Annotated in this window: 18 protein-coding genes; 11 read left to right on the top strand and 7 right to left on the bottom strand. The window is 72.5% G+C overall.

Annotation, left to right across the window (positions count from 1 at the left end; translation table 11 throughout):
- The first annotated feature begins 26 nt into the window (after window positions 1-26).
- Window positions 27-1,025 carry an aldo/keto reductase family protein gene (locus AB0C25_RS17210; protein WP_357245091.1) on the top strand — a complete coding sequence of 333 codons (999 nt, stop codon included), beginning with the start codon at window positions 27-29 and terminating at the stop codon, window positions 1,023-1,025.
- Window positions 1,026-1,136: 111 nt separating this feature from the next.
- On the opposite strand, the gene AB0C25_RS17205 is transcribed toward AB0C25_RS17210, so the two are convergent.
- Both AB0C25_RS17205 and AB0C25_RS17200 read right to left on the bottom strand, forming a co-directional pair.
- A complete protein-coding gene (locus AB0C25_RS17205; RefSeq protein ID WP_357245089.1) occupies window positions 1,137-1,937 on the bottom strand; it encodes a site-2 protease family protein in 801 nt (266 codons plus the stop codon).
- Window positions 1,937-2,137, bottom strand: coding sequence for a hypothetical protein (locus AB0C25_RS17200; RefSeq protein ID WP_357245087.1), 201 nt, complete (start codon window positions 2,135-2,137; stop codon window positions 1,937-1,939). The genes AB0C25_RS17205 and AB0C25_RS17200 overlap by 1 nt, the downstream gene beginning before the upstream one ends.
- A 305-nt stretch (window positions 2,138-2,442) precedes the next feature.
- Here AB0C25_RS17200 and AB0C25_RS17195 point away from each other — a divergent pair, with 305 nt between their 5' ends.
- The 3 genes from AB0C25_RS17195 to AB0C25_RS17185 all read left to right on the top strand — a co-directional run bounded on the left by AB0C25_RS17195 (window position 2,443) and on the right by AB0C25_RS17185 (window position 6,520).
- Complete coding sequence (locus AB0C25_RS17195; protein ID WP_357374140.1) at window positions 2,443-4,395, top strand: bifunctional adenosylcobinamide kinase/adenosylcobinamide-phosphate guanylyltransferase; 1,953 nt, start codon at window positions 2,443-2,445, stop codon at window positions 4,393-4,395.
- On the top strand, window positions 4,385-5,158 hold the full coding sequence (locus AB0C25_RS17190; RefSeq protein ID WP_357374138.1) for an adenosylcobinamide-GDP ribazoletransferase: 774 nt from the start codon (window positions 4,385-4,387) through the stop codon (window positions 5,156-5,158). The genes AB0C25_RS17195 and AB0C25_RS17190 overlap by 11 nt, the downstream gene beginning before the upstream one ends.
- Before the next feature lie 66 nt (window positions 5,159-5,224).
- Window positions 5,225-6,520 carry a DUF2314 domain-containing protein gene (locus AB0C25_RS17185; RefSeq protein WP_357374136.1) on the top strand — a complete coding sequence of 432 codons (1,296 nt, stop codon included), beginning with the start codon at window positions 5,225-5,227 and terminating at the stop codon, window positions 6,518-6,520.
- A 269-nt stretch (window positions 6,521-6,789) separates the two neighbouring features.
- Here the strand turns inward: AB0C25_RS17185 and gcvT are convergent, their stop codons facing one another.
- Window positions 6,790-7,920: a glycine cleavage system aminomethyltransferase GcvT gene (gene gcvT, locus AB0C25_RS17180; RefSeq protein ID WP_357374134.1), complete on the bottom strand. Its 1,131-nt coding sequence runs from the start codon at window positions 7,918-7,920 to the stop codon at window positions 6,790-6,792.
- Between the two features lie 162 nt (window positions 7,921-8,082).
- Between gcvT and AB0C25_RS17175 the strand changes: the two genes are divergently transcribed.
- Window positions 8,083-9,657, top strand: a complete 1,575-nt coding sequence (locus AB0C25_RS17175; protein ID WP_357374132.1) for a leucyl aminopeptidase — start codon at window positions 8,083-8,085, stop codon at window positions 9,655-9,657.
- 63 nt (window positions 9,658-9,720) lie between these two features.
- Here the strand turns inward: AB0C25_RS17175 and AB0C25_RS17170 are convergent, their stop codons facing one another.
- Window positions 9,721-10,047, bottom strand: coding sequence for a hypothetical protein (locus AB0C25_RS17170; protein WP_357374130.1), 327 nt, complete (start codon window positions 10,045-10,047; stop codon window positions 9,721-9,723).
- A 178-nt stretch (window positions 10,048-10,225) separates the two neighbouring features.
- Between AB0C25_RS17170 and lpdA the strand changes: the two genes are divergently transcribed.
- Both lpdA and sucB read left to right on the top strand, forming a co-directional pair.
- Window positions 10,226-11,617, top strand: a complete 1,392-nt coding sequence (gene lpdA / locus AB0C25_RS17165) for a dihydrolipoyl dehydrogenase (RefSeq protein ID WP_357374128.1) — start codon at window positions 10,226-10,228, stop codon at window positions 11,615-11,617.
- A 68-nt stretch (window positions 11,618-11,685) separates the two neighbouring features.
- Window positions 11,686-13,527 (top strand): 2-oxoglutarate dehydrogenase, E2 component, dihydrolipoamide succinyltransferase, encoded by a 1,842-nt coding sequence (gene sucB / locus AB0C25_RS17160; RefSeq protein ID WP_357374126.1) that lies wholly within the window; start codon window positions 11,686-11,688, stop codon window positions 13,525-13,527.
- A 64-nt stretch (window positions 13,528-13,591) separates the two neighbouring features.
- On the opposite strand, the gene AB0C25_RS17155 is transcribed toward sucB, so the two are convergent.
- Window positions 13,592-14,527, bottom strand: coding sequence for an SDR family NAD(P)-dependent oxidoreductase (locus AB0C25_RS17155; RefSeq protein WP_357374124.1), 936 nt, complete (start codon window positions 14,525-14,527; stop codon window positions 13,592-13,594).
- Window positions 14,528-14,740: 213 nt separating this feature from the next.
- Here AB0C25_RS17155 and AB0C25_RS17150 point away from each other — a divergent pair, with 213 nt between their 5' ends.
- Together AB0C25_RS17150 and AB0C25_RS17145 are read left to right on the top strand one after the other, a co-directional pair.
- Complete coding sequence (locus AB0C25_RS17150) at window positions 14,741-16,078, top strand: low temperature requirement protein A (RefSeq protein ID WP_357374122.1); 1,338 nt, start codon at window positions 14,741-14,743, stop codon at window positions 16,076-16,078.
- Between the two features lie 92 nt (window positions 16,079-16,170).
- Window positions 16,171-16,659, top strand: a complete 489-nt coding sequence (locus AB0C25_RS17145) for a hemerythrin domain-containing protein (RefSeq protein WP_357374120.1) — start codon at window positions 16,171-16,173, stop codon at window positions 16,657-16,659.
- Here the strand turns inward: AB0C25_RS17145 and AB0C25_RS17140 are convergent.
- Window positions 16,649-17,062, bottom strand: a complete 414-nt coding sequence (locus AB0C25_RS17140) for a MerR family transcriptional regulator (RefSeq protein WP_357374118.1) — start codon at window positions 17,060-17,062, stop codon at window positions 16,649-16,651. The two genes, AB0C25_RS17145 and AB0C25_RS17140, sit on opposite strands and share 11 nt — an antisense overlap.
- 56 nt (window positions 17,063-17,118) lie before the next feature.
- Between AB0C25_RS17140 and AB0C25_RS17135 the strand changes: the two genes are divergently transcribed.
- Entirely contained in the window at window positions 17,119-18,117 is a 999-nt protein-coding gene (locus AB0C25_RS17135) for an aldo/keto reductase (RefSeq protein WP_357374116.1), read from the top strand.
- A 55-nt stretch (window positions 18,118-18,172) separates the two neighbouring features.
- On the opposite strand, the gene AB0C25_RS17130 is transcribed toward AB0C25_RS17135, so the two are convergent.
- Window positions 18,173-19,024 (bottom strand): NAD(P)H-binding protein, encoded by an 852-nt coding sequence (locus AB0C25_RS17130; RefSeq protein WP_357374114.1) that lies wholly within the window; start codon window positions 19,022-19,024, stop codon window positions 18,173-18,175.
- Between the two features lie 315 nt (window positions 19,025-19,339).
- Between AB0C25_RS17130 and AB0C25_RS17125 the strand changes: the two genes are divergently transcribed.
- Window positions 19,340-20,239 (top strand): TIGR01777 family oxidoreductase, encoded by a 900-nt coding sequence (locus AB0C25_RS17125; protein WP_357374112.1) that lies wholly within the window; start codon window positions 19,340-19,342, stop codon window positions 20,237-20,239.
- Window positions 20,240-20,261 lie beyond the last annotated feature (22 nt).

Genomic DNA, 20,261 nt, shown 5'->3' with positions numbered 1-20,261 from the left:
TGATCCACCGGGGCTAGGGTCGGTACATGGAATTCCGACACCTGGGCCGTTCAGGCCTGCTGGTCAGTGAAATCTCGTACGGCAACTGGATCACCCACGGTTCACAGGTCGAGGAGGACGCGGCGAACGCGTGCGTCCGGGCCGCCCTCGACGCGGGGATCACCACCTTCGACACCGCCGACGTGTACGCCGGCACCCGGGCCGAGGACGTGCTCGGCCGGGCGTTGCAGAACGAGCGTCGCGAGGGCCTGGAGATCTTCACCAAGGTCTACTGGCCGACCGGGCCGGGCCGCAACGACCGGGGCCTGTCCCGCAAGCACATCATGGAGTCGATCAACGGCTCGCTGCGCCGGCTGCGCACCGACTACGTGGACCTCTACCAGGCCCACCGGTACGACTACAGCACCCCGCTGGAAGAGACGATGGAGGCGTTCGCCGACGTCGTGCACTCCGGCAAGGCGCACTACATCGGCGTCTCCGAGTGGACCGCCGAGCAGCTGCGCGCCGCCCACCCGCTCGCCCGTGAGCTGCACATCCCGCTGGTCTCCAACCAACCTCAGTACTCGATGCTGTGGCGGGTCATCGAGACCGAGGTCGTGCCGGCCAGCGAGGAGCTGGGCATCGGCCAGATCGTCTGGTCGCCGATGGCCCAGGGCGTGCTCTCCGGCAAGTACCTGCCGGGGCAGCCGCCGCCGGCCGGCTCCCGGGCCACCGACGAGAAGTCGGGTGCGAACTTCATCTCCCGGTTCATGAACGACGACGTGCTCACCCGGGTCCAGCAGCTCAAGCCCCTCGCGGAGCAGGCCGGGCTCAGCATGGCCCAGCTCGCCGTGGCGTGGGTCCTGCAGAACCCGAACGTCTCGTCGGCGATCATCGGCGCGTCCCGCCCCGAGCAGGTGCACGACAACGTCAAGGCGGCCGGGGTGAAGCTCGACGCCGGGCTGCTCAAGGCCATCGACGAGATCGTCGAGCCGGTCACCGAACGGGACCCGGCGAAGACCGAGTCCCCCGCACAGCGTCCCTGACGCCGCTGCGGTCCGGCCGGCGCGAGATGGTCGCGCCGGCCGGACCGGATCAGCTCGGCCCGTGCCCGGTCAGCTCAAGCCCGTGCCCGGTCAGCTCAGGCCCGTGCCCGGTCAGCCCTGCCAGAAGCGGATCAGGTCGAGGCCGGTGGCGTAGAGCCAGGACGGCAGGCCCAGGGCGTCGCCGATCGCGAAGACCGCGTCGAAGAACCAGCCACCGATGCGCGGGTTCCACAGCAGCGCGAAGAGCAGCAGGAAACCGTACGGGGCGAACAGGTCGTACATCTTGCGCCACTGCGGGTTGAGCCACGGCTGGATCATGTTGCCGCCGTCCAGGCCCGGCACCGGCAGCAGGTTGAGCACGCTCGCGGTGAGTTGCAGGAAGGCGAGCAGGGCCACGCCGGCCCAGAACTCCACCGGGCCGCCCGCCGACTCGGTGCCGATCCGCAGCACCGCCACCAACACCAGCGCGAACACCACGTTTGTCGCCGGGCCGGCGAGGCTGACCAGGGTGTGCCGCAGTCGACCCGGGATGGAGTGCCGGTCCACCCAGACGGCACCGCCGGGCAGACCGATGCCGCCGAGCAGCAGCACCACCACCGGCAGCACGATCGACAGCAGCGGGTGGGTGTACTTCAACGGGTTGAGCGTCAGGTAGCCCCGGTGGGCGATGTCCCGGTCGCCGGCCCGGTAGGCGACCACCGCGTGGGCGTACTCGTGCAGGCACAGCGAGACCAACCAGCCGGACACCACGAACAGGAACACGTTGAATCGGGCGTTGCCGTACTCGTTCCAGGCCAGCACCCCGCTGACCGCGAAGAGGGCGACCAGGCCGAGGAAGACCGGGCTGGGCCGAAACGCCGCCTTGGGCACACCGAGCACCAGCCCGTCGGCGCCCGGCCGGTCGTAGGCCATCACTCGGCCGTGGGTAGCAGGCTCATCCGGTAGTCCACCCGGTCGTCCTCCATGAGTGCGACCGAGGTGACGCCGGACGCCGCGAGCTCCCGCCAGGTCTGACCGATCCAGGATTCGGCGTCGGCCTGGCTGCTGAACGACTCCGCCGGTCCCTCGACCGTCTGGCCGTCCGTGCCCTCGTACCGCCAGCTCCACGCCATGCCGCGTCTCCCCTCGCCGCTGATGTCCCCGTGGGACGAACCCTCGCAAGCGTAGTCGGCCCGGCGCGCGACGGCCGCTCGCTCGCCCTCGGCGCGATCAATCCCGGCAGCGACGTCAAACCACCGCACCCTTCCGCGATCTTGCGCATTCTGCCGCGACATAGGAGGCATTCCACGCATCGCGGCGACAGAAACTGCAAGATCGGCGCAGGTGGAGGCGGGGCGAGAGGCGGGGCGGGTTTTCGATCTTCGTCAGGGCTGGGGCGACGTGCCCGGACTCGGACGAGGCGAACTAAGGTACGGGCATGTCCGTAGACGGGTGGAACACGGTCCTGGTGCTCGGCGGTATCCGGTCTGGCAAGTCCGAGTTCGCCGAGTCCCTGGTCACCGACGCGCCGGTGGTCCGTTACGTCGCCACCGCGCCCGAGGGCGACCCGGAGGACACCGAGTGGGCGACCCGGCTGGCGGCGCACCGCGCCCGACGGCCGGGCAGTTGGACCACCGAGGAGACCACCGAGGACCCCCGCCGGCTGGCCGACGTGCTCGCCTCCGCCGAGCCCAACGAGACGCTGCTCGTCGACGACCTGGGCGGCTGGGTGACGGTGCTGCTCGACCCGGACTACCAGCCGGCCGACGACGTGGCGACGATCGCGGAGCTGGCCGAGGCGATCCGCACCTGCTCGGCCCGGGTGGTCCTGGTGAGCCCCGAGGTGGGGCTGTCGCTCGTGCCGACCACCCCGCTGGGTCGGGCGTTCACCGACGCGTTGGGCGCGGCCAACCGCTCGGTCGCCGACGCCTGCGACGCGGTGGTGCTCGTGGTCGCCGGCCAACCGGTCTGGCTGAAGCCGGCCGCCAGCGCGACCGTCCCGGCTGCCCTCGGCAGCACCGCCGCACCGGCCACCCTCGACAGCACCGCCGCACCGGCCAGCACCGCCGTCCCGGCCGCCGCCGGCAGCGCGACCGCACCGGCCATCCCCGGCAGCCTGGCCGACGCCGAACCCACCCCCGAGGTGCAGCTGCCCGACGTGCTGACCCACACGCCGCCGGTCGCGCCGAACCAGGAGCCCGGCAACCCCTGGGCAGCCCCGACCATGGCGCTGCCGATGGTGGCCACCGGGCTGGTCATCCAGCCGGGCATGGAGCTGCCGATGCCCGACGAGTACGCGGGCCCGCAGGCGGTGGACCGACTGGCCACGCTGGACGTACCGGGCGCCGGGCTGGGCGTGCTGGACCGGGTGGTGGGTTTCGCCGCCGCCACCCAGGGCACCGTCACCCCCCAGGCCTGGGGTTCGGTGCGAGTGTTGCTGCTGCACGGCGACCACGCCGGCGGTGCGTCGGCCGGCACCGTCGCCGGTGAGTCGGCGCGGCGGGCCGCGCAGGCCCGCGCCGGCCGGGGCGCGTTGGCGCGGCTCGCCGCCGAGAGTGGGGCCAGCCTTCAGGTGGTGGACACTCCCGCCGCCGCCCCGATGGAGGACCAGCCGGCGCTCTCGCTCGACCAGGTGGAGTCCGCGCTGCGCTACGGCTGGCGGCTCGCCGAGCAGGCCGCCGACGCGGGCGTACAACTGCTGGTGCTGGGGGCGTGCGGAGCGGGCACCGAGGCGGCGGCCGCGGCGGTGCTCGCGGCGACCGCGGGCGCGGAGCCGCCCGCCGTGCTGGGCCGGGTCATCACCGACTCCGGCGAGATCGACGACGCGGCGTGGATGGTCCGCTGCGCGGCGGTCCGCGACGCGCTGCACCGCACCCGCCGCTCGTCGCGCGGGGCCAAGGACATCCTGGCCGAGCTGGGCGGCGGCGACGTGGCAGTCGCCAGCGGTGTGCTGCTCGGCGCCACCGCCCGCCGGGTGCCGGTGCTGCTCGACGGGCCGGTCGGGCTGGCCGCCGGCATGGTCAGCCGCGATCTGGCCGGACAGGCCCGGCACTGGTGCCTGCTCGCCGACCACGGTGGTCACCCGGCGGTGCGGCTCGCCGCCGACGTGCTCGGCCTCACCCCCCTGCTCGACCTGCGGATGGATCTCGGCGAGGGCGCGAACGCCCTGGTCGCGCTCCCGCTGCTGCGCTCGGTGCTCGCCCTGGCCGCCGCGTTGCCGGTCCACCCGTCGCTCGGCGGCGACGAAGACCCGGACCCGGACGCCGACGAGCCGGACCACCTCGACGAGACCCTCGACGAGTCCGACTTCGCCGAGCCGGAGCCGGCCGGTCCAGGACCAGCCAGCACCGGGGCGGACGAGCAACCGGCGTCGGGTTGGCGTGCCGGCTGAGTCGCGGCTCCTCGCGGGAACCCGGCTGGCGATCACCACGTTCAGCACGCTGCCGGTGCGGACCGGGCGGATCGACCGCCCGGTCGCCGGCGCAGCGATGGCACTCGCCCCGGCCGTCGGCGCGCTGCTCGGCGCCCTGCTGGCCGGTGTGCTGCTGCTGACCGGCGCGTTCGCTCCGCCACTGGTGGCCGCGGGTGTCACCGTCGGCGTGGCCGCGTTGCTCACCCGCGGGCTGCACCTGGACGGGCTGGCCGACACCGTGGACGCGCTCGGCTCGTACCGGCGGGGGGCGGCCGCCCTGGAGATCATGAAGAAGCCGGACGTCGGCCCGTTCGGGGTCGCCGCCCTGGTGGTCGTACTCCTGGTGCAGGCTGCCGTGCTGGCCGACCTGGTGGGACGGTCCGGGCCGGCGTGTCTCACGGCCGTGGTCGCGGCGACCGCCGCCGGGCGGTTCGGCGTCACGCTGGCCTGCCGGCGGGGAGTGCCGGCGGCCCGACCGGACGGGCTCGGCGCGCTGGTGGCGGGCACGGTCGGCCCGGTGGCACTGGCGGTCGGCGCGGTCGCCGTCGTGCTGCTGGCGGTACCCGCGGTGCCGGGCCGCCCGTGGCAGGGGCCGCTGGCCGTCGCCGCCGCACTGGCCGTCGCGCTCGCGCTGCTCACCCACGTGGTACGCCGGCTCGGCGGGATCACCGGCGACGTGCTCGGCGCGACCGTCGAGGTGGTCACCACGCTGGTCTACCTGGGTCTGGTGCTGTCCGCCTGAACCGGGCGCGGCGGGCCGGGTAGCGTTCGGCTCGACAGCACCGGCACGGCCACCGGGGGACCCAGCATGCTCATCACGGACGACTTCCTGCCCGTACCGGTGCCGGAGTCGCTCAGCGCGACCTACCTGGTGCCGATGGCGGGGCTGCCGAAGGTCAGCGCGAAGACCGCGGTGGCGGCGCTGAGCGGCCGGCTGGCCGAGCCGGTGCACGGGCTGGCCCGGCAGATGCTGGACAGCCCGCTGATGAGCGTCGACACCCGGCCGATCGCCGACTTCCCCGAGCTGCCGCCGGATCTGCTCACCGCGTTCGGCGCCACCGAGGAGCAGTTGGCCCGGCTGGCCGCGGCGACCCACCTGGTGGTCGTGCAGGCCGAGTACCGGCCCGGTTGGCCGCCCGCGCACGAGTGGGCGGCCCGCGCGGTCGCGGCCGCGGTGGCGGAATCCGTCGACAGCGACGTGGTGGACGTCTTCGGTCTGCAGTTCCTCGACCCGGCGACCGCGCTGCGCTCCCTCCCCGACGAGCAGGGCCGCATCCGACTTGTCGACTGGGTGCTGGTGCCCTACTCCTCGGACAGCGAAGGGCTGTGGTTCACCACCAAGGGACTGCGCCGCTTCGGGCTGCTGGAGTTGCAGACCCAGGGGGTGCCCGACCACCTCACCCGCGCCTGGGGTGCGGTGATGACCGGGGCGGCCCGTCGGTTGCTGCGAGACTGGACCGACGGTCTCACCGGCGAGGAGGTGCCGGCGTTCGTGCAACTGCCGGTGCTGGCCACCGTCACCGGGCACGACATCGCGGTGGCGTACGGCAATCCGGAGCAGCACGGCGCGACGGCCCCGGTGCTGCTGCGCCTGGAACTGGACCCGGCGACCGACCCGGAGGCCGACTCGTTCCTGAGCCTGCGCCCGCCGGCCGGGCACCCGGGTCCGGACGGGCGCTACTTCGCCGCCGCCTGCGCCACCCTGTTCTCCGGGATCCAGCCGGACGTGCGCTACGCCCGCTCCGGTGACGCGATGAGCCGGGCGGTCGCCACCGCGCGGGCGGCGCTGGGCGAGGCACGAGCCCGGTTCGTGGCCGGTCAGTTGCCCGCCGAGTCGCAGTTGGTGGTCAAGTACGGCCTGCCCGGCGACGACGGCCCGGAGTACGTCTGGGCGGGCGTGACCTCGTGGGAGACCCCGGAACGGATCGTCGGCGTGAGCGCCAGCGATGCCAACACCGACCCCAGCGTGCGGATCGGCGCCCCGGTCGTGGTGGAGGCCACCGACGTCGTCGACTGGGCCATCCTGGATGCGACAGGCGTCATCGAGGGCGGCTGGACCCAGGCAGTCCTGGACTCCGGCGAACCCCCAACCCCCGCACGCTAACCCCCGCCCCCGCCCCCGCCCTGCCCCGCCCCCGCCCCACCCGCCGCCGCCGCCCGCCCGCCCGCCCGCCGAGGTTGATCATGGGGTTATAGCCATGACACGCCGACGGCGGTGACAATAACCTCATGATCAACGGGCCGAGGGCGGACCGGGGCGGACCGGGGCGGGCCGAGGGCGGACCGAGGGCGGACCGAGGGCGGACCGAGGGCGGACCGAGGGCGGACCGGGGGCGGACCGAGGGCGGCCGAGGGGCCGGGGGCCTAGGGGGGTTACTTGACTGAGGGGGTTACGAAGGGGGGTTTTGTCAGCTTTAGGGGGGCTCGACGGCCTCGGATGTCGATCTCTACCTGGTCGCCTTCGGACAGGTTCGCGTCCGTGTCCAGCAGGGCCAGCGCGATGCCCTGCTTGCGGGTCGGCGAAAAGGTGCCGCTGGTCACCTCGCCCACCTGCTTGTCGCCCACGTGCAGGGTCATCCCCGGGCGCGGGATGGCCCGGTCGACGGCGACCAGGCCGCGCAGCGTACGCCGGGGGCCGGCGGCCTTCTCGGCGAGCAGCGCGTCGCGGCCCCAGAAGGCCGGCTTGTCCCAACCGACGGCCCAGCCCGAGCGGGCCTGCACCGGGGTGATGTCCAGCGAGAGGTCCTGCCCGTGCAGCGGGTACCCCATCTCGGTACGCAACGTGTCCCGAGCGGCCAGCCCGCAGGCCCGCAACTCGAACGCCTCCCCCGCGGCGAACAGCGCATCCCAGACGGTCACCGCGTGCTCCGCCGGCACCACCAGCTCGTACCCCAGCTCGCCGGTGTAGCCGGTGCGGCAGACGGTCAGCTCCACCCCGGCCAGGCTCGCCGCGGAGAAGCTCATGTAGCCGTGCTCGGTGGGCAGGTCGAGGGCGGCCAGCAGCTCGGCCGAGCGGGGACCCTGCACGGCCAGCACGGCGTACCCCTCGTGCTCGTCGGTGACGGTGACCTGCGCGGGCGCGGCGGCGCGCAACCGGCGCACCACCTCGGCGGTGTTCGCCGCGTTGGGGATGAGGAAGACGTGGTCGTCGGCGTACAGGTAGGCGATGATGTCGTCCACCACGCCACCGGTGGCGTCGTCGCAGCAGAGCGTGTACTGCGCCCGGCCCGGACCGATCCGGCCCAGGTCGTTGCTGAGGCAGGAGTTGACGAAGGCGGCCGCGCCGGGGCCGCTCACCCGGGCCTTGCCGAGGTGCGACACGTCGAAGACCCCGACCCCGGTACGCACCGCGGTGTGCTCCTTGAGCACCCCGCCGCCGGCGTACTCCAGCGGCATCTCCCAGCCCCCGAAGGGGGCGAACTTGGCGCCGGCGGCGATGTGCCGCTCGTGCAGCGGGGAACGGCGCAGCCGGGTCGCGGCGGCGTCGAAGGTCACGTCGGTCATGGGTGGCAACTTACCGGGGGCAACGTCGCTGGTTAGCATCGGCGGGAGCCCGCTGGCGCTGTCGGCGGGACAGCCATGACGTTCGGCGGGTACGTTCCGCCGGAGACCTTCACCGCTGGTACGCGACGTCGCGACCGGCCCGGCCCGCCCGGAGTAGCTTCAGTGACATCACCCCGCACGACCAACCTGAGCCTGGTCGACACCGACCCGGCCGAGCTCGCCGTCGACGCGATCGTGATCGGCGTGCACAGCCAGACCGGAGAGCAGGGCGCCACCAGCGGCCTCGCCGGCACCCTGCTGCTCGCCAGTGGCGCGGAGAGCATCGCCGCCGCGTTCGACGGAAAGCTGACCGAGACGCTGGCGCTGCTCGGCGCGACCGGTGGGCCGGGTGAGGTCATCAAGCTGGCGACGCTGGGCACCGTGACCGCCCCACTGGTCGCCGCGGTGGGGCTCGGCCCGGAGCCGTCGGGTGCCGCCCCGGCCCCGGAGACGCTGCGCCGGGCCGCCGGTTCGGCGATCCGGGCCCTGGCGGGAGCGCCCAGGGTCGCGCTGGCGATGCCGCTGCCGGACGACACGGACGCGTCGGCTGAGCTGCGCGCGGTCGCCGAGGGTGCGCTGCTCGGTGGCTACCGGTTCGCCGGTTACAAGACCCGGCCGCAGCCGACCCGGCGGGAGCCGGTGACCGAGGTGCTCATCGCGGTGCCGGACGCGGGCGACGCGGGCGCGCAGGCGGAGGTCACCCGGGCGCAGGTGGTGGCGAGTGCGGTCCGGCTCACCCGGGACTGGGTCAACACCGCCCCGAACGAGCTGCGTCCGCCGTCGTTCGCCGACGCGGTCGCCGGTGCCGCCCGGGACGCGGGCCTCGGCGTCGAGGTGCTGGACGAGGCGGAGCTGGCCGCCGGCGGTTACGGCGGCATCGTCGCGGTCGGTCAGGGCTCGGAGGCCCCGCCGCGGCTGGTGAAGCTCACCTACACGCCGCCGGACGGCGGCAACGGCAAGCGGGTCGCCCTGGTCGGCAAGGGGATCACCTTCGACACCGGCGGTATCTCGATCAAGCCGGCGCAGGGCATGTGGGAGATGAAGTCCGACATGGGCGGCGCGGCCGCGGTGGGCGCGGCCATGCTGGCGATCGCCGCGCTGAAGCCGGCGGTGGCGGTCAGCGCCTACCTGCCGATGGCGGAGAACATGCCCTCGGGCACCAGTTACCGGCCGGGTGACGTGATCACCATGTTCAACGGCAAGCGGGTCGAGGTGCTCAACACCGACGCCGAGGGTCGGATGGTCCTGGGCGACGCCATGGCCCGCGCCTGCGCGGACGGCACCGACTACCTGTTCGAGACCTCCACCCTGACCGGCGGCCAGGTGGTCGCGCTGGGCAAGCGGGTGGCGGGCGTGATGGGCACTGCGGAGCTGTGCGAGCGGGTCCAGGCGGTCGGCGACGCGGTCGGCGAGCCGGCCTGGCCGATGCCGCTGCCCGACGACGTACGCAAGGGCATGGAGTCCGACGTGGCGGACATCTCGCAGGTCAACGCCGGGATGGACCGGGCCGGGCACATGTTGCAGGGCGGGGTGTTCCTGCGCGAGTTCGTGGCCGACGACGTGGCCTGGGCGCACATCGACATCGCCGGGCCGAGCTACCACTCCGGTGAGGCGACCGGCTACTGGACCAAGGGCGGCACCGGCGTCCCGGTCCGCACGCTGGTGCAGCTCGTCGAGGACGTCGCCGCCAACGGCTGATGATCCGCCGACCCGGGGCGTCCTCCTCCTGGAGGACGCCCCGGTCGCGTTCAGTGCCGCCTGTTACTGCTCGGGGCGGCGTTTACGCCGCTCGTTGAAGTCGCGCATCCGCTGCGGATAGCCCATCAGCCGGACGTCGTACACCGGGATGCCCATCCGGTACGCGAAGCGCCGTGCGCCGTCCGGGCCGTCGATACGGCGCCGGGTCCACTCCCCGTCGTCGGCGATCAGGATGACCGTGGTCTCGGTCACCGTCGTCCGGGGCTCGATGAACGCCTCGACGCCGCGCCGACTCCGGATGAAGTTCTCCAAATGGTCCAGGTCGCCGCGACTGGCCGCACGGTCATGGCTCGGCACAGCCGCCTTTTTGCGGCGCCGGAACAAGCCCACCCGATCTCTCCCCCACCGTGCGTCATCGACAACGGTGCCAAGGGTACGTGTCGATGACGTGTCGTTGGGCACCTCGGTACGCACCCTGTGCCCAGTGGTGACAAGATGACCGAGGTGGGGTGTGTCCCTGTTACACCTCTGTGACCCCCGATGCAGCGACGCGACCTGGGAGTTGGACGTGAGCGAGCCGAACGAAGCGACCTTCGACATTGTCATCCTCGGAGGTGGCAGCGGCGGCTACGCGGCGGCGCTGCGCGCCGCCCAACTGGACCTGTCCGTCGCGCTGATCGAGAAGGGCAAGCTCGGCGGGACCTGCCTGCACAACGGCTGCATCCCGACCAAGGCCCTGCTGCACGCGGCGGAGATCGCCGACCAGGCCCGCGAGTCGGAGCAGTTCGGTGTGAAGGCCGAGCTGATCGGCATCGACATGGCCGGGGTCAACTCGTACAAGGACGGTGTCATCTCCCGCCTGTACAAGGGTCTGCAGGGCCTGCTCAAGGGCAACAAGGCGATCACCATCGTCGAGGGCCACGGCACGCTTGTCGGCAAGAACGTCGTCGAGGTGGACGGCAAGCGCTACACCGGCCGCAACATCGTCCTGGCCTCCGGCTCGTACGCGAAGAGCCTGCCCGGCCTGGAGGTCGACGGCGAGCGGATCATCACCAGTGACCACGCGCTCATGATGGACCGGGTGCCGTCGTCGGTGATCGTGCTCGGTGGCGGCGTGATCGGCGTCGAGTTCGCCAGCGTGTGGAAGTCCTTCGGTGTGGACGTGACGATCGTCGAGGCGCTGCCCCGGCTGGTCGCCGCCGAGGACGAGGAGTCGTCGAAGGCGCTGGAGCGGGCGTTCCGCAAGCGGAAGATCAACTTCAAGGTCGGCAAGCCGTTCGAGAAGGTCGAGAAGACCGAGAACGGCGTCAAGCTGACCATCCAGGGCGGCGAGACCGTCGAGGCCGAACTGCTGCTGGTCGCCGTCGGTCGCGGCCCGAACACCGCCAACCTCGGGTACGAGGAGCAGGGCGTCAAGATGGACCGCGGCTACGTGCTGACCGACGAGCGGCTGCGCACCAGCGTGCCGAACGTCTACGCCGTCGGTGACATCGTGCCCGGCCTCCAGCTCGCGCACCGGGGCTTCCAGCAGGGCATCTTCGTCGCCGAGGAGATCGCCGGGCAGACCCCCGCCGTGATCGACGAGGTCGGCATCCCGCGCGTCACCTACTGCGACCCGGAGCTGGCGTCGGTGGGCCTCACCGAGGCCAAGGCCAAGGAGCAGTACGGCGCCGACAAGGTCAAGAGCATCAACTTCAACCTGGGCGGCAACGGCAAGAGCCAGATCCTCAAGACCACCGGCTTCGTGAAGCTGGTGCGGGTCGAGGACGGCCCGGTGGTCGGCGTACACATGATCGGCGCCCGGGTGGGTGAGCTGATCGGTGAGGCGCAGCTCATCTACAACTGGGAGGCGTACCCGGCGGAGGTCGCCCAGCTCGTGCACGCCCACCCGACCCAGAACGAGGCCCTGGGCGAGGCGCACCTGGCCCTCGCCGGCAAGCCGCTGCACGCGCACGCCTGATCATCCACAACCGCGGCGTCCGGCGACGGGCGAAGATCCCCCCAGGGGAATGAAGGAGTCTGGAGAACATGCCGGTATCGGTCACCATGCCCCGGCTCGGCGAGAGCGTCACCGAGGGCACCGTCACGCGCTGGCTCAAGCAGGAGGGCGACACCGTCGAGGTCGACGAGCCCCTGCTCGAGGTCTCGACCGACAAGGTCGACACCGAGATCCCGTCGCCCGCTGCGGGCGTGCTGAGCCGGATCGTGGTCGGCGAGGACGAGACCGCCGAGGTCGGCAGCGAGCTGGCGGTCATCGCCGGTGAGGGCGAGTCGACCGGCGGTGGCGAGGCCGCCCCGCAGGAGCAGGCACCGGCCGAAGCGGTCGAGCCGGTCACCAAGCCGACGGCCGCCGCCGAGGGCACCGCCGACGAGGTGGCCCAGGACGAGGCCCCGGCCGCGGCTCCGGCTCCGGCCGCCGCCTCGTCGGGCGAGGGCACCGCGGTGAAGATGCCGGCTCTGGGTGAGAGCGTCACCGAGGGTACGGTCACGCGCTGGCTCAAGCAGGTCGGCGAGACCATCGAGGTCGACGAGCCGCTGCTGGAGGTCTCCACCGACAAGGTGGACACCGAGATCCCGTCGCCGGTCGCCGGCACCGTGCTGGAGATCAAGGTCGCCGAGGACGAGACCGCCGCGGTCGGCGCCGACCTGGCGATCATCGGCGTTTCCGGCGCGGCCCCCGCACCGGCGAAGTCCGAGCCGAAGCCCGAGCCGAAGGCGGAGGCCGCGCCGGCGCCGAAGGCCGAGCCGAAGCCGGAGCCGAAGGTCGAGGAGCCGACGCCGGGCATGTCGTACAACGAGCCGGCGGCGGAGACCGAGAGCTCGGCGCAGCCGGCGAAGACCGAGCAGGCTTCGCAGCCGGCCGCGCCGACCTCGACGCCGCCGCGCCCGTCCGCCCCCGCGCAGGGTGGTGGCGAAGAGGCAGCCGGCTACGTCACTCCGCTGGTGCGCAAGCTCGCCAGCGAGCACGGTGTCGACCTGTCCTCGCTCAACGGCACCGGCGTGGGTGGCCGGATCCGCAAGCAGGACGTCCTCGACGCGGCCGAGAAGGCGAAGGCCGCCAAGGCCGCTCCCGCCGCCGCGCAGCCGGCCGCCGCACCGTCGGCCGCCCCGGCCAAGCCGGCCGCGAAGCCGCAGCCGAGCGGCAAGCGGGGCACCACCGAGAAGCTCCCCCGCATCCGTAAGGCCATCGCCAAGCGGATGCACGAGTCGCTGCACGAGATGGCGCAGCTCACCACGGTGGTCGAGGTGGACGTCACCCGGATCGCCAAGTTGCGGGCGCAGGCGAAGGACTCGTTCGTGCAGCGGCACGGCGTCAAGCTGTCCTTCCTGCCGTTCTTCGCCCTCGCCGCCGTCGAGGCGTTGCAGACGTACCCGATCGTCAACGCCCAGCTCGACCTGGACGGCGGTACGATCACCTACCCGGCCGCCGAGCACCTCGGCATCGCCGTGGACACCGAGCGGGGCCTCGTGGTGCCGGTCATCCACAACGCCGGTGACCTCAACCTGGGCGGCATCGCCAAGCGGGTGGCGGATCTGGCCGAGCGGACCCGGACCAACAAGGTCAGCCCGGACGAGCTGGCCGGGGCGACCTTCACGCTTACCAACACGGGCAGCCGGGGCGCGCTCTTCGACACCCCGATCGTGCCGACGCCGCAGTCGGCGATGCTCGGCACGGGTGCCGTGGTCAAGCGGCCGGTCGTGGTCAACGACCCGGATCTGGGCGAGGTCGTCGCGGTCCGGTCGATGGTCTACCTGGCCATGTCCTACGACCACCGGTTGATCGACGGCGCCGACGCGGCCCGCTTCCTGAGCGCGATCAAGGAGCGGCTGGAGGGCGGCAACTTCGAGGCGGAGCTGGGCCTCTCCTGATCCAGCGACAACGCCGAACAGGGCGCCCCGGTCGTCGACCGGGGCGCCCTGTCGTCTGCGGTCCTCAGCTCTTGAGCAGATCGGTCGACACCTTCCAGAGCCGCTCGGCGGCCTCCGGGTCCAACGCGTACTCCGCGACGCCCGTCCGACCGCCGGGCGTGGCCGGGGCGGCCTCCTGACAGTCCTCGAAGTAGCGCCCACCCACGCCGTCGAGCAGCGGCGACGCGGCGACCAGCACCGAGGTGGCGGCACCCTGCTCGACGGTCTTCCAGGCCGCCGCGTTGCCCGCGCGCAACCGGTTCAGCTCCTCCTCGCTGACGTAGCGTTGGAGGTTGGTCCGGATCGCCCCGGGCATCAGCGAGTTGGCCATGATGCCGTCGTCGCCCCAGCGGCGGCTCGCCTCCACGGCGAAGAGCACGTTCGCGGTCTTCGACTGCCCGTACGCCTGCCACGGCTCGTACTCCCGCCTGTCGTACTGGATGTCCTCGAAGACCACGGGTGAGCGCAGGTGGGCGGCGGAGCTGACCGAGACGATCCGGGCCCCGTCGGCGGCCGCGAGCGACGGGCGCAGCCCGGTGGCGAGCGCGAAGTGCCCGAGGTGGTTCGTGGCGAACTGCATCTCCCAGCCCTGCGGAGTCCGGCTCAGGGGCGCAGCCATGATGCCGGCGTTGTTGACCAGGATGTGCAGCGGTCCGTCCCAGTTGGCGACGAAGTCGGCGACGGAGCCCTGGTCGGCGAGGTCGAGCGGCGCGACCATGACCCGGTCGTTGCCGGTGGTGCCGGTGATGTCGTCGGCGGCCTGCTGGCCGGCGTCGGGGTTGCGGACGGCCAGGGTGACCTCCGCGCCTGCGCTGGCCAGGGCACGGGCGGTCTCCACGCCGATGCCGGACGATCCGCCGGTGACGATGGCCCGCCGCCGGACGAGGTCCACGCCCCGGATCACGTCCATGGCCGTGGAGGTATGGGCGAATGACGTGGTGATCGGGTTATTCGTCGTCATGATCCATCCTTGTCCAGGGTGGGTCGGACCGGCCGGCCATCTGCCGGGGGCCGGTGGCGGCCATGATTCGGCCTCCGCGCCGACAGCCGGCGCTCCGGAACCGAATGAAGGCCGGTCCAGGCGTTTTCCCGCCCCGGGCCGGAGGTAACTCTCCACTGCGCCGCCATTGCTGTTCGGGCCTTGGACCAGGCCGGACGCTGCCAGAGTGGGACCGTGGGCAGCTACCGGCGGGGTGGGCAACTGGGTCCTGCCGTCCCGATCGCCCCCGGTGCCCGGGTGGACAAGTTCGAGGTCTTCTTCGACCTGGTCTTCGTCTTCTCGTTCTTCATCATCACGCGGGCGACCGCCGCCAACATCTCCGGCCGACAGTTGCTGCACGCCGCTCTGGTGCTCGCCGTGCTCTGGTGGATCTGGGTGGTGCACAGCCTGGTCGCGACCCGGGTCCGGCTCGGCGAGGGCTACGTGCCGGTGCTCATGGTGATCGCGATGGTGGCCCTGTTCGCGTTCGCGCTGGCGCTGCCGCAGGCGTTCAGCGATCCGAAGGAGAGCGCGGGCGGCCCGATGCTGGTGGCCGTCAGCTACGTCGTGGTCCGGGCCGTCCACATGATCCTCTATCAGCACGTGGTGCGGGACAGCCCGCAGGAGCGGCGGCAGCTGCGCCGCTTCGCCCCGGAGCTGGCGGTGAGCATCGTGCTGCTGCTGGCCGCCGCGTTGATCCCGCCGCGGATCAGCGATCCGGACCAGGCCGCACTGGTCCGCGACGTGTTGTGGATCTCCGTGGTGGTGGTGCAGTACGCGACCGGCTTCATCGTCGGCACCTGGGGCTGGGGGGTGACGAGTGCCGAGCACTGGACGGAGCGCTACGACCTCATTCTGATCATCGCGCTGGGTGAGTCCATCATCTCCACGGGGGTGGGTGGCAATCTGCTCGGCAAGCCGGTGACCTGGCCGGCGGTGGCAGCCGCGGCACTGGGCATCGTGATCACGGCCGCCCTCTGGTGGGCGCACTTCGACTTCGTCGGGCCGGCCGCCCGGATCGCCCTGCACGCGGCGGAGGGCGCCCCCCGGGTGGCGATGGCCCGCGACGCGTACGCGTACCTCTACCTGCCGATGATCGCCGGGGTGATCCTCTTCTCGATCGGCAACGAGCAGGTCCTGCACAAGATCACCGACCCGGCCGGCGGGATCACCGAGCGGGTCGAGGGACCGGCCGTACCGATGCTGTTCGGCGGGTTGATCTGCTACTTCGCCGTCAACATGCTGTTCCAGCTACGGACACTGCACACCGTCACCTGGACCCGGGTCGGCGTCATCGTGGTGCTGACGGCCGCCCTGCCGGTCGGCCAGCACCTGCCGGCGCTGGGCACGCTCACCCTCGCGACAGTGATCTGCGTGGCGCTGGTGGCCGTCGAGGTGATGGTGATGTCGGATTCCCGGCACGCGTTGCGGGCCGCCGTCTTTCAGGAGCGCACCACCCACGAGGCCCACGAGGCCGCCTGGCGTGCCCGCTGGCACGACGTCCGGGAGACGGACGAGCCCACCACGCCCTGATCGGTTCGGGATAGACTCCGGCGCAGCGTCGCGGTGTACCCGGCCCGAAGGCCGCCGTGGGCACGGAGGCGCGGGGACAGCATGGGACGAACGTGCACCCGACCGGTTCACCGGCCGACCGGCTCGCCGCCGTCGGCAATCAGATGATCGAGATCCACCTCTGGCTCAGCGCGGAACTGGCCCGTCTCCGGGCCGGTCTCGACACCCCGTCCCGGGACCTGCGGGCGCACTGCCTGACCTTCTGCGCCGCACTCGGCCGACACCACACCGGCGAGGACGCGGGCGCGTTCCGGCTGCTGGCCGAGCAGGTGCCCGAACTGCGCCCGGTCATCGCGAACCTGATCACCGATCACGAGGTGGTGGCGGGGATCCTGGAACGGGTCGAGGCGCTGCTCGCCGGCGAGACCGCCATGCCCCTCGCCCAGGTGCGCGGCGAGCTGGACGGGTTGGCCGCCCTGCTGGAGTCGCACTTCCGGTACGAGGAGAAACGGCTGGTCTCCGCGCTGAACGCGCTCACCGGCCGGCCCGGGACGACCGAGGAAATCCTCGGCCTGGCCGCGCCGCCGCGCGTCACCGACTGACGGCCGAGCCGATCGCGGCGGCGTGCTCGGCCTCCGGCACCGGCTCGGGCAGCCGCTCGTAGAAGCGGATCTTCTCCCGGAGGTGGTCGTACTGGCGCTGGAGCAGGCGCATCTGCTCCTCCACCCGTACCGCGTGCTGTTCCAGCAGCTCGCGTCGCTCGGCGACGGTGTGCTCGCCCTCGCGGGCCAGAGACGCGTAGCGGCACATCTGCGCGATCGGCATCCCGGTGTCGCGCAGGCAGCGGAACAGCACCAGCCAACCGAGGTCGTCATCGGTGAAGACCCGCTGCCCGCCCGCCGTCCGCTCCACGTCGGCGAGCAGGCCGATCTTCTCGTAGTACCGCAGGGTGTCCAGGCTGAAGCCGCTGCGGCGGGCGGCCTCCGAAGGGGCGTAACCGCTCATGTCGCCAGATCGTAGTGGTTGACCTGGAGTGCGCTCCAGGTTGGAGGCTGGTCGTCATGACGACGACACGGACGCTGGGACGCAGCGGCCTCGAGGTGAGCGCCATCGGCATGGGGTGCTGGGCGATCGGTGGACCGCTCTGGGGCGACGACCGACAGCCGTACGGCTGGGGTGAGGTGGACGACGACGAGTCGATCCGCACCATCCACCGGGCGCTCGATCTCGGCGTGACCCTGTTCGACACGGCCAGCAACTACGGTGCCGGGCACAGCGAGCGGATCCTCGGCCGGGCGCTGACCGGCCGGCGGGACAGCGCGGTGATCGCCACCAAGTTCGGCAACGTCAGCGAGGAGGACACCCGGCGGTGGCTCGGCACCGACGCCAGCCCGGCGTTCACGGTCCGCAGCCTGGAAGACTCGCTGCGCCGCCTCGGCACCGATCACGTCGACCTGTACCAACTGCACATCGCCGAGTTGCCGGTGCCCGCCGCGCTCGACCTGGTCGACACCCTGGAGGGCCTTGTCGACCAGGGCAAGATCCGGGCGTACGGCTGGAGCACCGACAACCCCGCCTCGGCGGAGGCGTTCGCCGCCGCCGGTCGGCACTGCGCCGCGATCCAGCACGACGAGTCGGTGCTGCGCGACAACGCCGGGGTGCTGGCGGTCTGCGACAGCCACGACCTGGCCAGCCTCAACCGTGGGCCGCTGGCGATGGGGCTGCTCACCGGGTCGACCCGGGCGGTCGGGGCGGACGACGTGCGCGGGCGCGCGCCGGAGTGGCTGGAGTGGTTCACCGACGGTCAGCCGACGCCGCGCTGGGCGGCCCGGGTGGACCAGGTTCGGGCGGCGCTCACCGCCGACGGGCGGACCCTCGCGCAGGGGGCGCTGGGCTGGCTGCTGGCGCGTAGCCCGCGTACCGTCCCGATCCCCGGCCTGCGCACCGTGGCCCAGGCCGAGGAGAACCTGGCCACCCTGGCCCTCGGCCCGCTGAGCGACGAGGCGTACGCCGAGGTGGAGCGACTGCTCGCCGACCTGCGCCCGGCCCACGCGGCCTGACCCCTCAGGCCCGTCCGCGCGGCCTGACCGTCAACGGCCCTCGCCCCGGGCGTCGTCAGCGGAAGTCGTCCGCGTGCTCGGCGGCCCACTGCCGGAACGTGCGCCCGGGGCGTCCGGTCACCTGCTCGACGTCGGGGGCGACCCAGCCGCTGTCCTCGGCATAGCTACCCATCTCCAGGAACCACTCGATCACCTCGGTCGGGTAGAGGTCCTTCCAGTGCTCGCGGGCCTGCTCCGGGGTCAGTTCGTCGAAGCGCACCGGACGGCCGATCGCCTCACCGATCATCCGGACCGCGTCCCGGCGGCGGACCGGTTCCGGCCCGGTCGGTTGGTACACCCGGCCGGCGTGGCCGTCCTCGGTCAGCGCGGCCACGATGACCGCGGCGATGTCCGCCTCGTGGACCAGCGCGCTGTTCCAGTCCCTGAACGGCGCCCGCACCACGCCCTCGGTGCGGATGTCGGCCGCCCAATCGCGGGTGTTCGCCATGAACTCGCCGGGGAAGACGTGCGTCCACTCCAGGCCCGAGTTCTCCACGGCCCGGTGCAGGGGCCGGTGGGGTGCCTCGATCGGGTCGTCGTCCGCCCGGCTCGGATCGTTGTGGCCGAGATGGGTGACCCGGCGGACACCGGCCTGCCGGGCCAACTCCAGGATCTCCGCGCCGGTGGTCAGCGGCCCGTACCCGTCCATCGCCACCAGGTGCATCCGCGTCACGCCGCGCAGCGCCGCGACCAGCGTATGAGGGCTGGCGAAGTCCCCCGCCACCACCTCCACCCCGCCGGGCAGCGCGGTGGCCGCCGGCGACGCGGGGTCGCGGGTCAGCGCCCGTACGTCGTGCCCGGCGCTCACCAGTTGCCGAACCAGGCTGCCGCCGACGGTCCCGGTCGCTCCGGTCACCAGGATCGGCATGGTTGTTCCTCCTCAGGTCTCGCCCGACGGCGGGCACGGCGAGCCGATCCCGCCAATCGGGAGCGCTCTCGGATGACTCATGGTCAGCCGGATCGATGCCGGAAGCAATCGTGAACACTGCATTCACGTTCGCTCTGACCTGCGGAAACGCGGTGACCGCCGAATCTGCGTGGAAGCCTTTTTCGCTGGCCGGGACGCCCATTGACCTGCGTTTTCCAGGCGGCACGGCGGTGCGGCGCAGATTTCTTGCCGGAACACCCCCACCGTCGCCGGCTCGACGCATCCGTCGGTGGCGTTCTGGACGAAGATGGGGGTATGCGCATCCTTCTGGCCGGCGCGTCCGGCTTCCTCGGCACCCGGCTGGCCGACCGGCTCACGGCGGACGGGCACCAGATCACCCGGCTGGTCCGTCGGTCGCCGCGCGACCCGCAGGAGCGGCGGTGGGACCCGGCCGCCGGGCAGCTCGACCCGGCCGTGGTCGCCGAGGCGGACGCGGTGGTCAACCTGGCGGGCGCTGGCGTCGGCGACAAGCGCTGGAACGACGACTACCGACGGTTGATCCGGACCAGCCGGGTGGACAGCACCACCATCCTGGCCGCCACCATCGCCGGGCTCCCCGCCGCCAACCGTCCGCGGGCGGTGCTCAACTCCTCGGCCGTGGGGTGGTACGGCAACACCGGCGACCGGGCCGTCGAGGAGGACGCGCCGGCCGGCGAGGGCTTCCTGGCCGACGTCTGCCGGGTGTGGGAGGCCGCGACCAGGCCGGCCGAGGACGCCGGGGTACGCGTCGTCCGGCTGCGCACCGGCCTGCCGCTGGACCGCGACGGCGGGTTGCTCAAGCCGCAGCTACTGCCGTTCAAGCTGGGCATCGCCGGCCGGCTGGGCAGCGGCCGGCAGTGGCTGCCGTGGATCTCGATGGCCGACTGGCTGGACGCGACCCGCTTCCTGCTGGACCACGATGACATCGCCGGCCCGGTCAACGTGGTGGGACCCAACCCGGTCACCAACGCCGAGTTCACCCGAGAGTTGGCCCGACAACTGCACCGCCCGGCGATCGTCCCGATCCCCGCGCTGGCGCTCAAGGTGGCGCTCGGCGGCTTCGCCCACGAGGCCCTCACCAGCGCCCGAGTCCTCCCCGGCGCCCTGGCCCGCGCGGCCTACCCGTACCAGCACCCCACCCTCCCCCAAGCCCTCCAAAAAGCCCTGACGGCCTAGGGGCGGTTCGGCCCCCGCCCCA

Origin of the sequence: Micromonospora sp. NPDC048839 (assembly GCF_040649915.1) — a bacterium.
Taxonomy (GTDB): Bacteria; Actinomycetota; Actinomycetes; order Mycobacteriales; family Micromonosporaceae; genus Micromonospora.
This window is presented reverse-complemented; position numbering and strand designations above follow the sequence as displayed.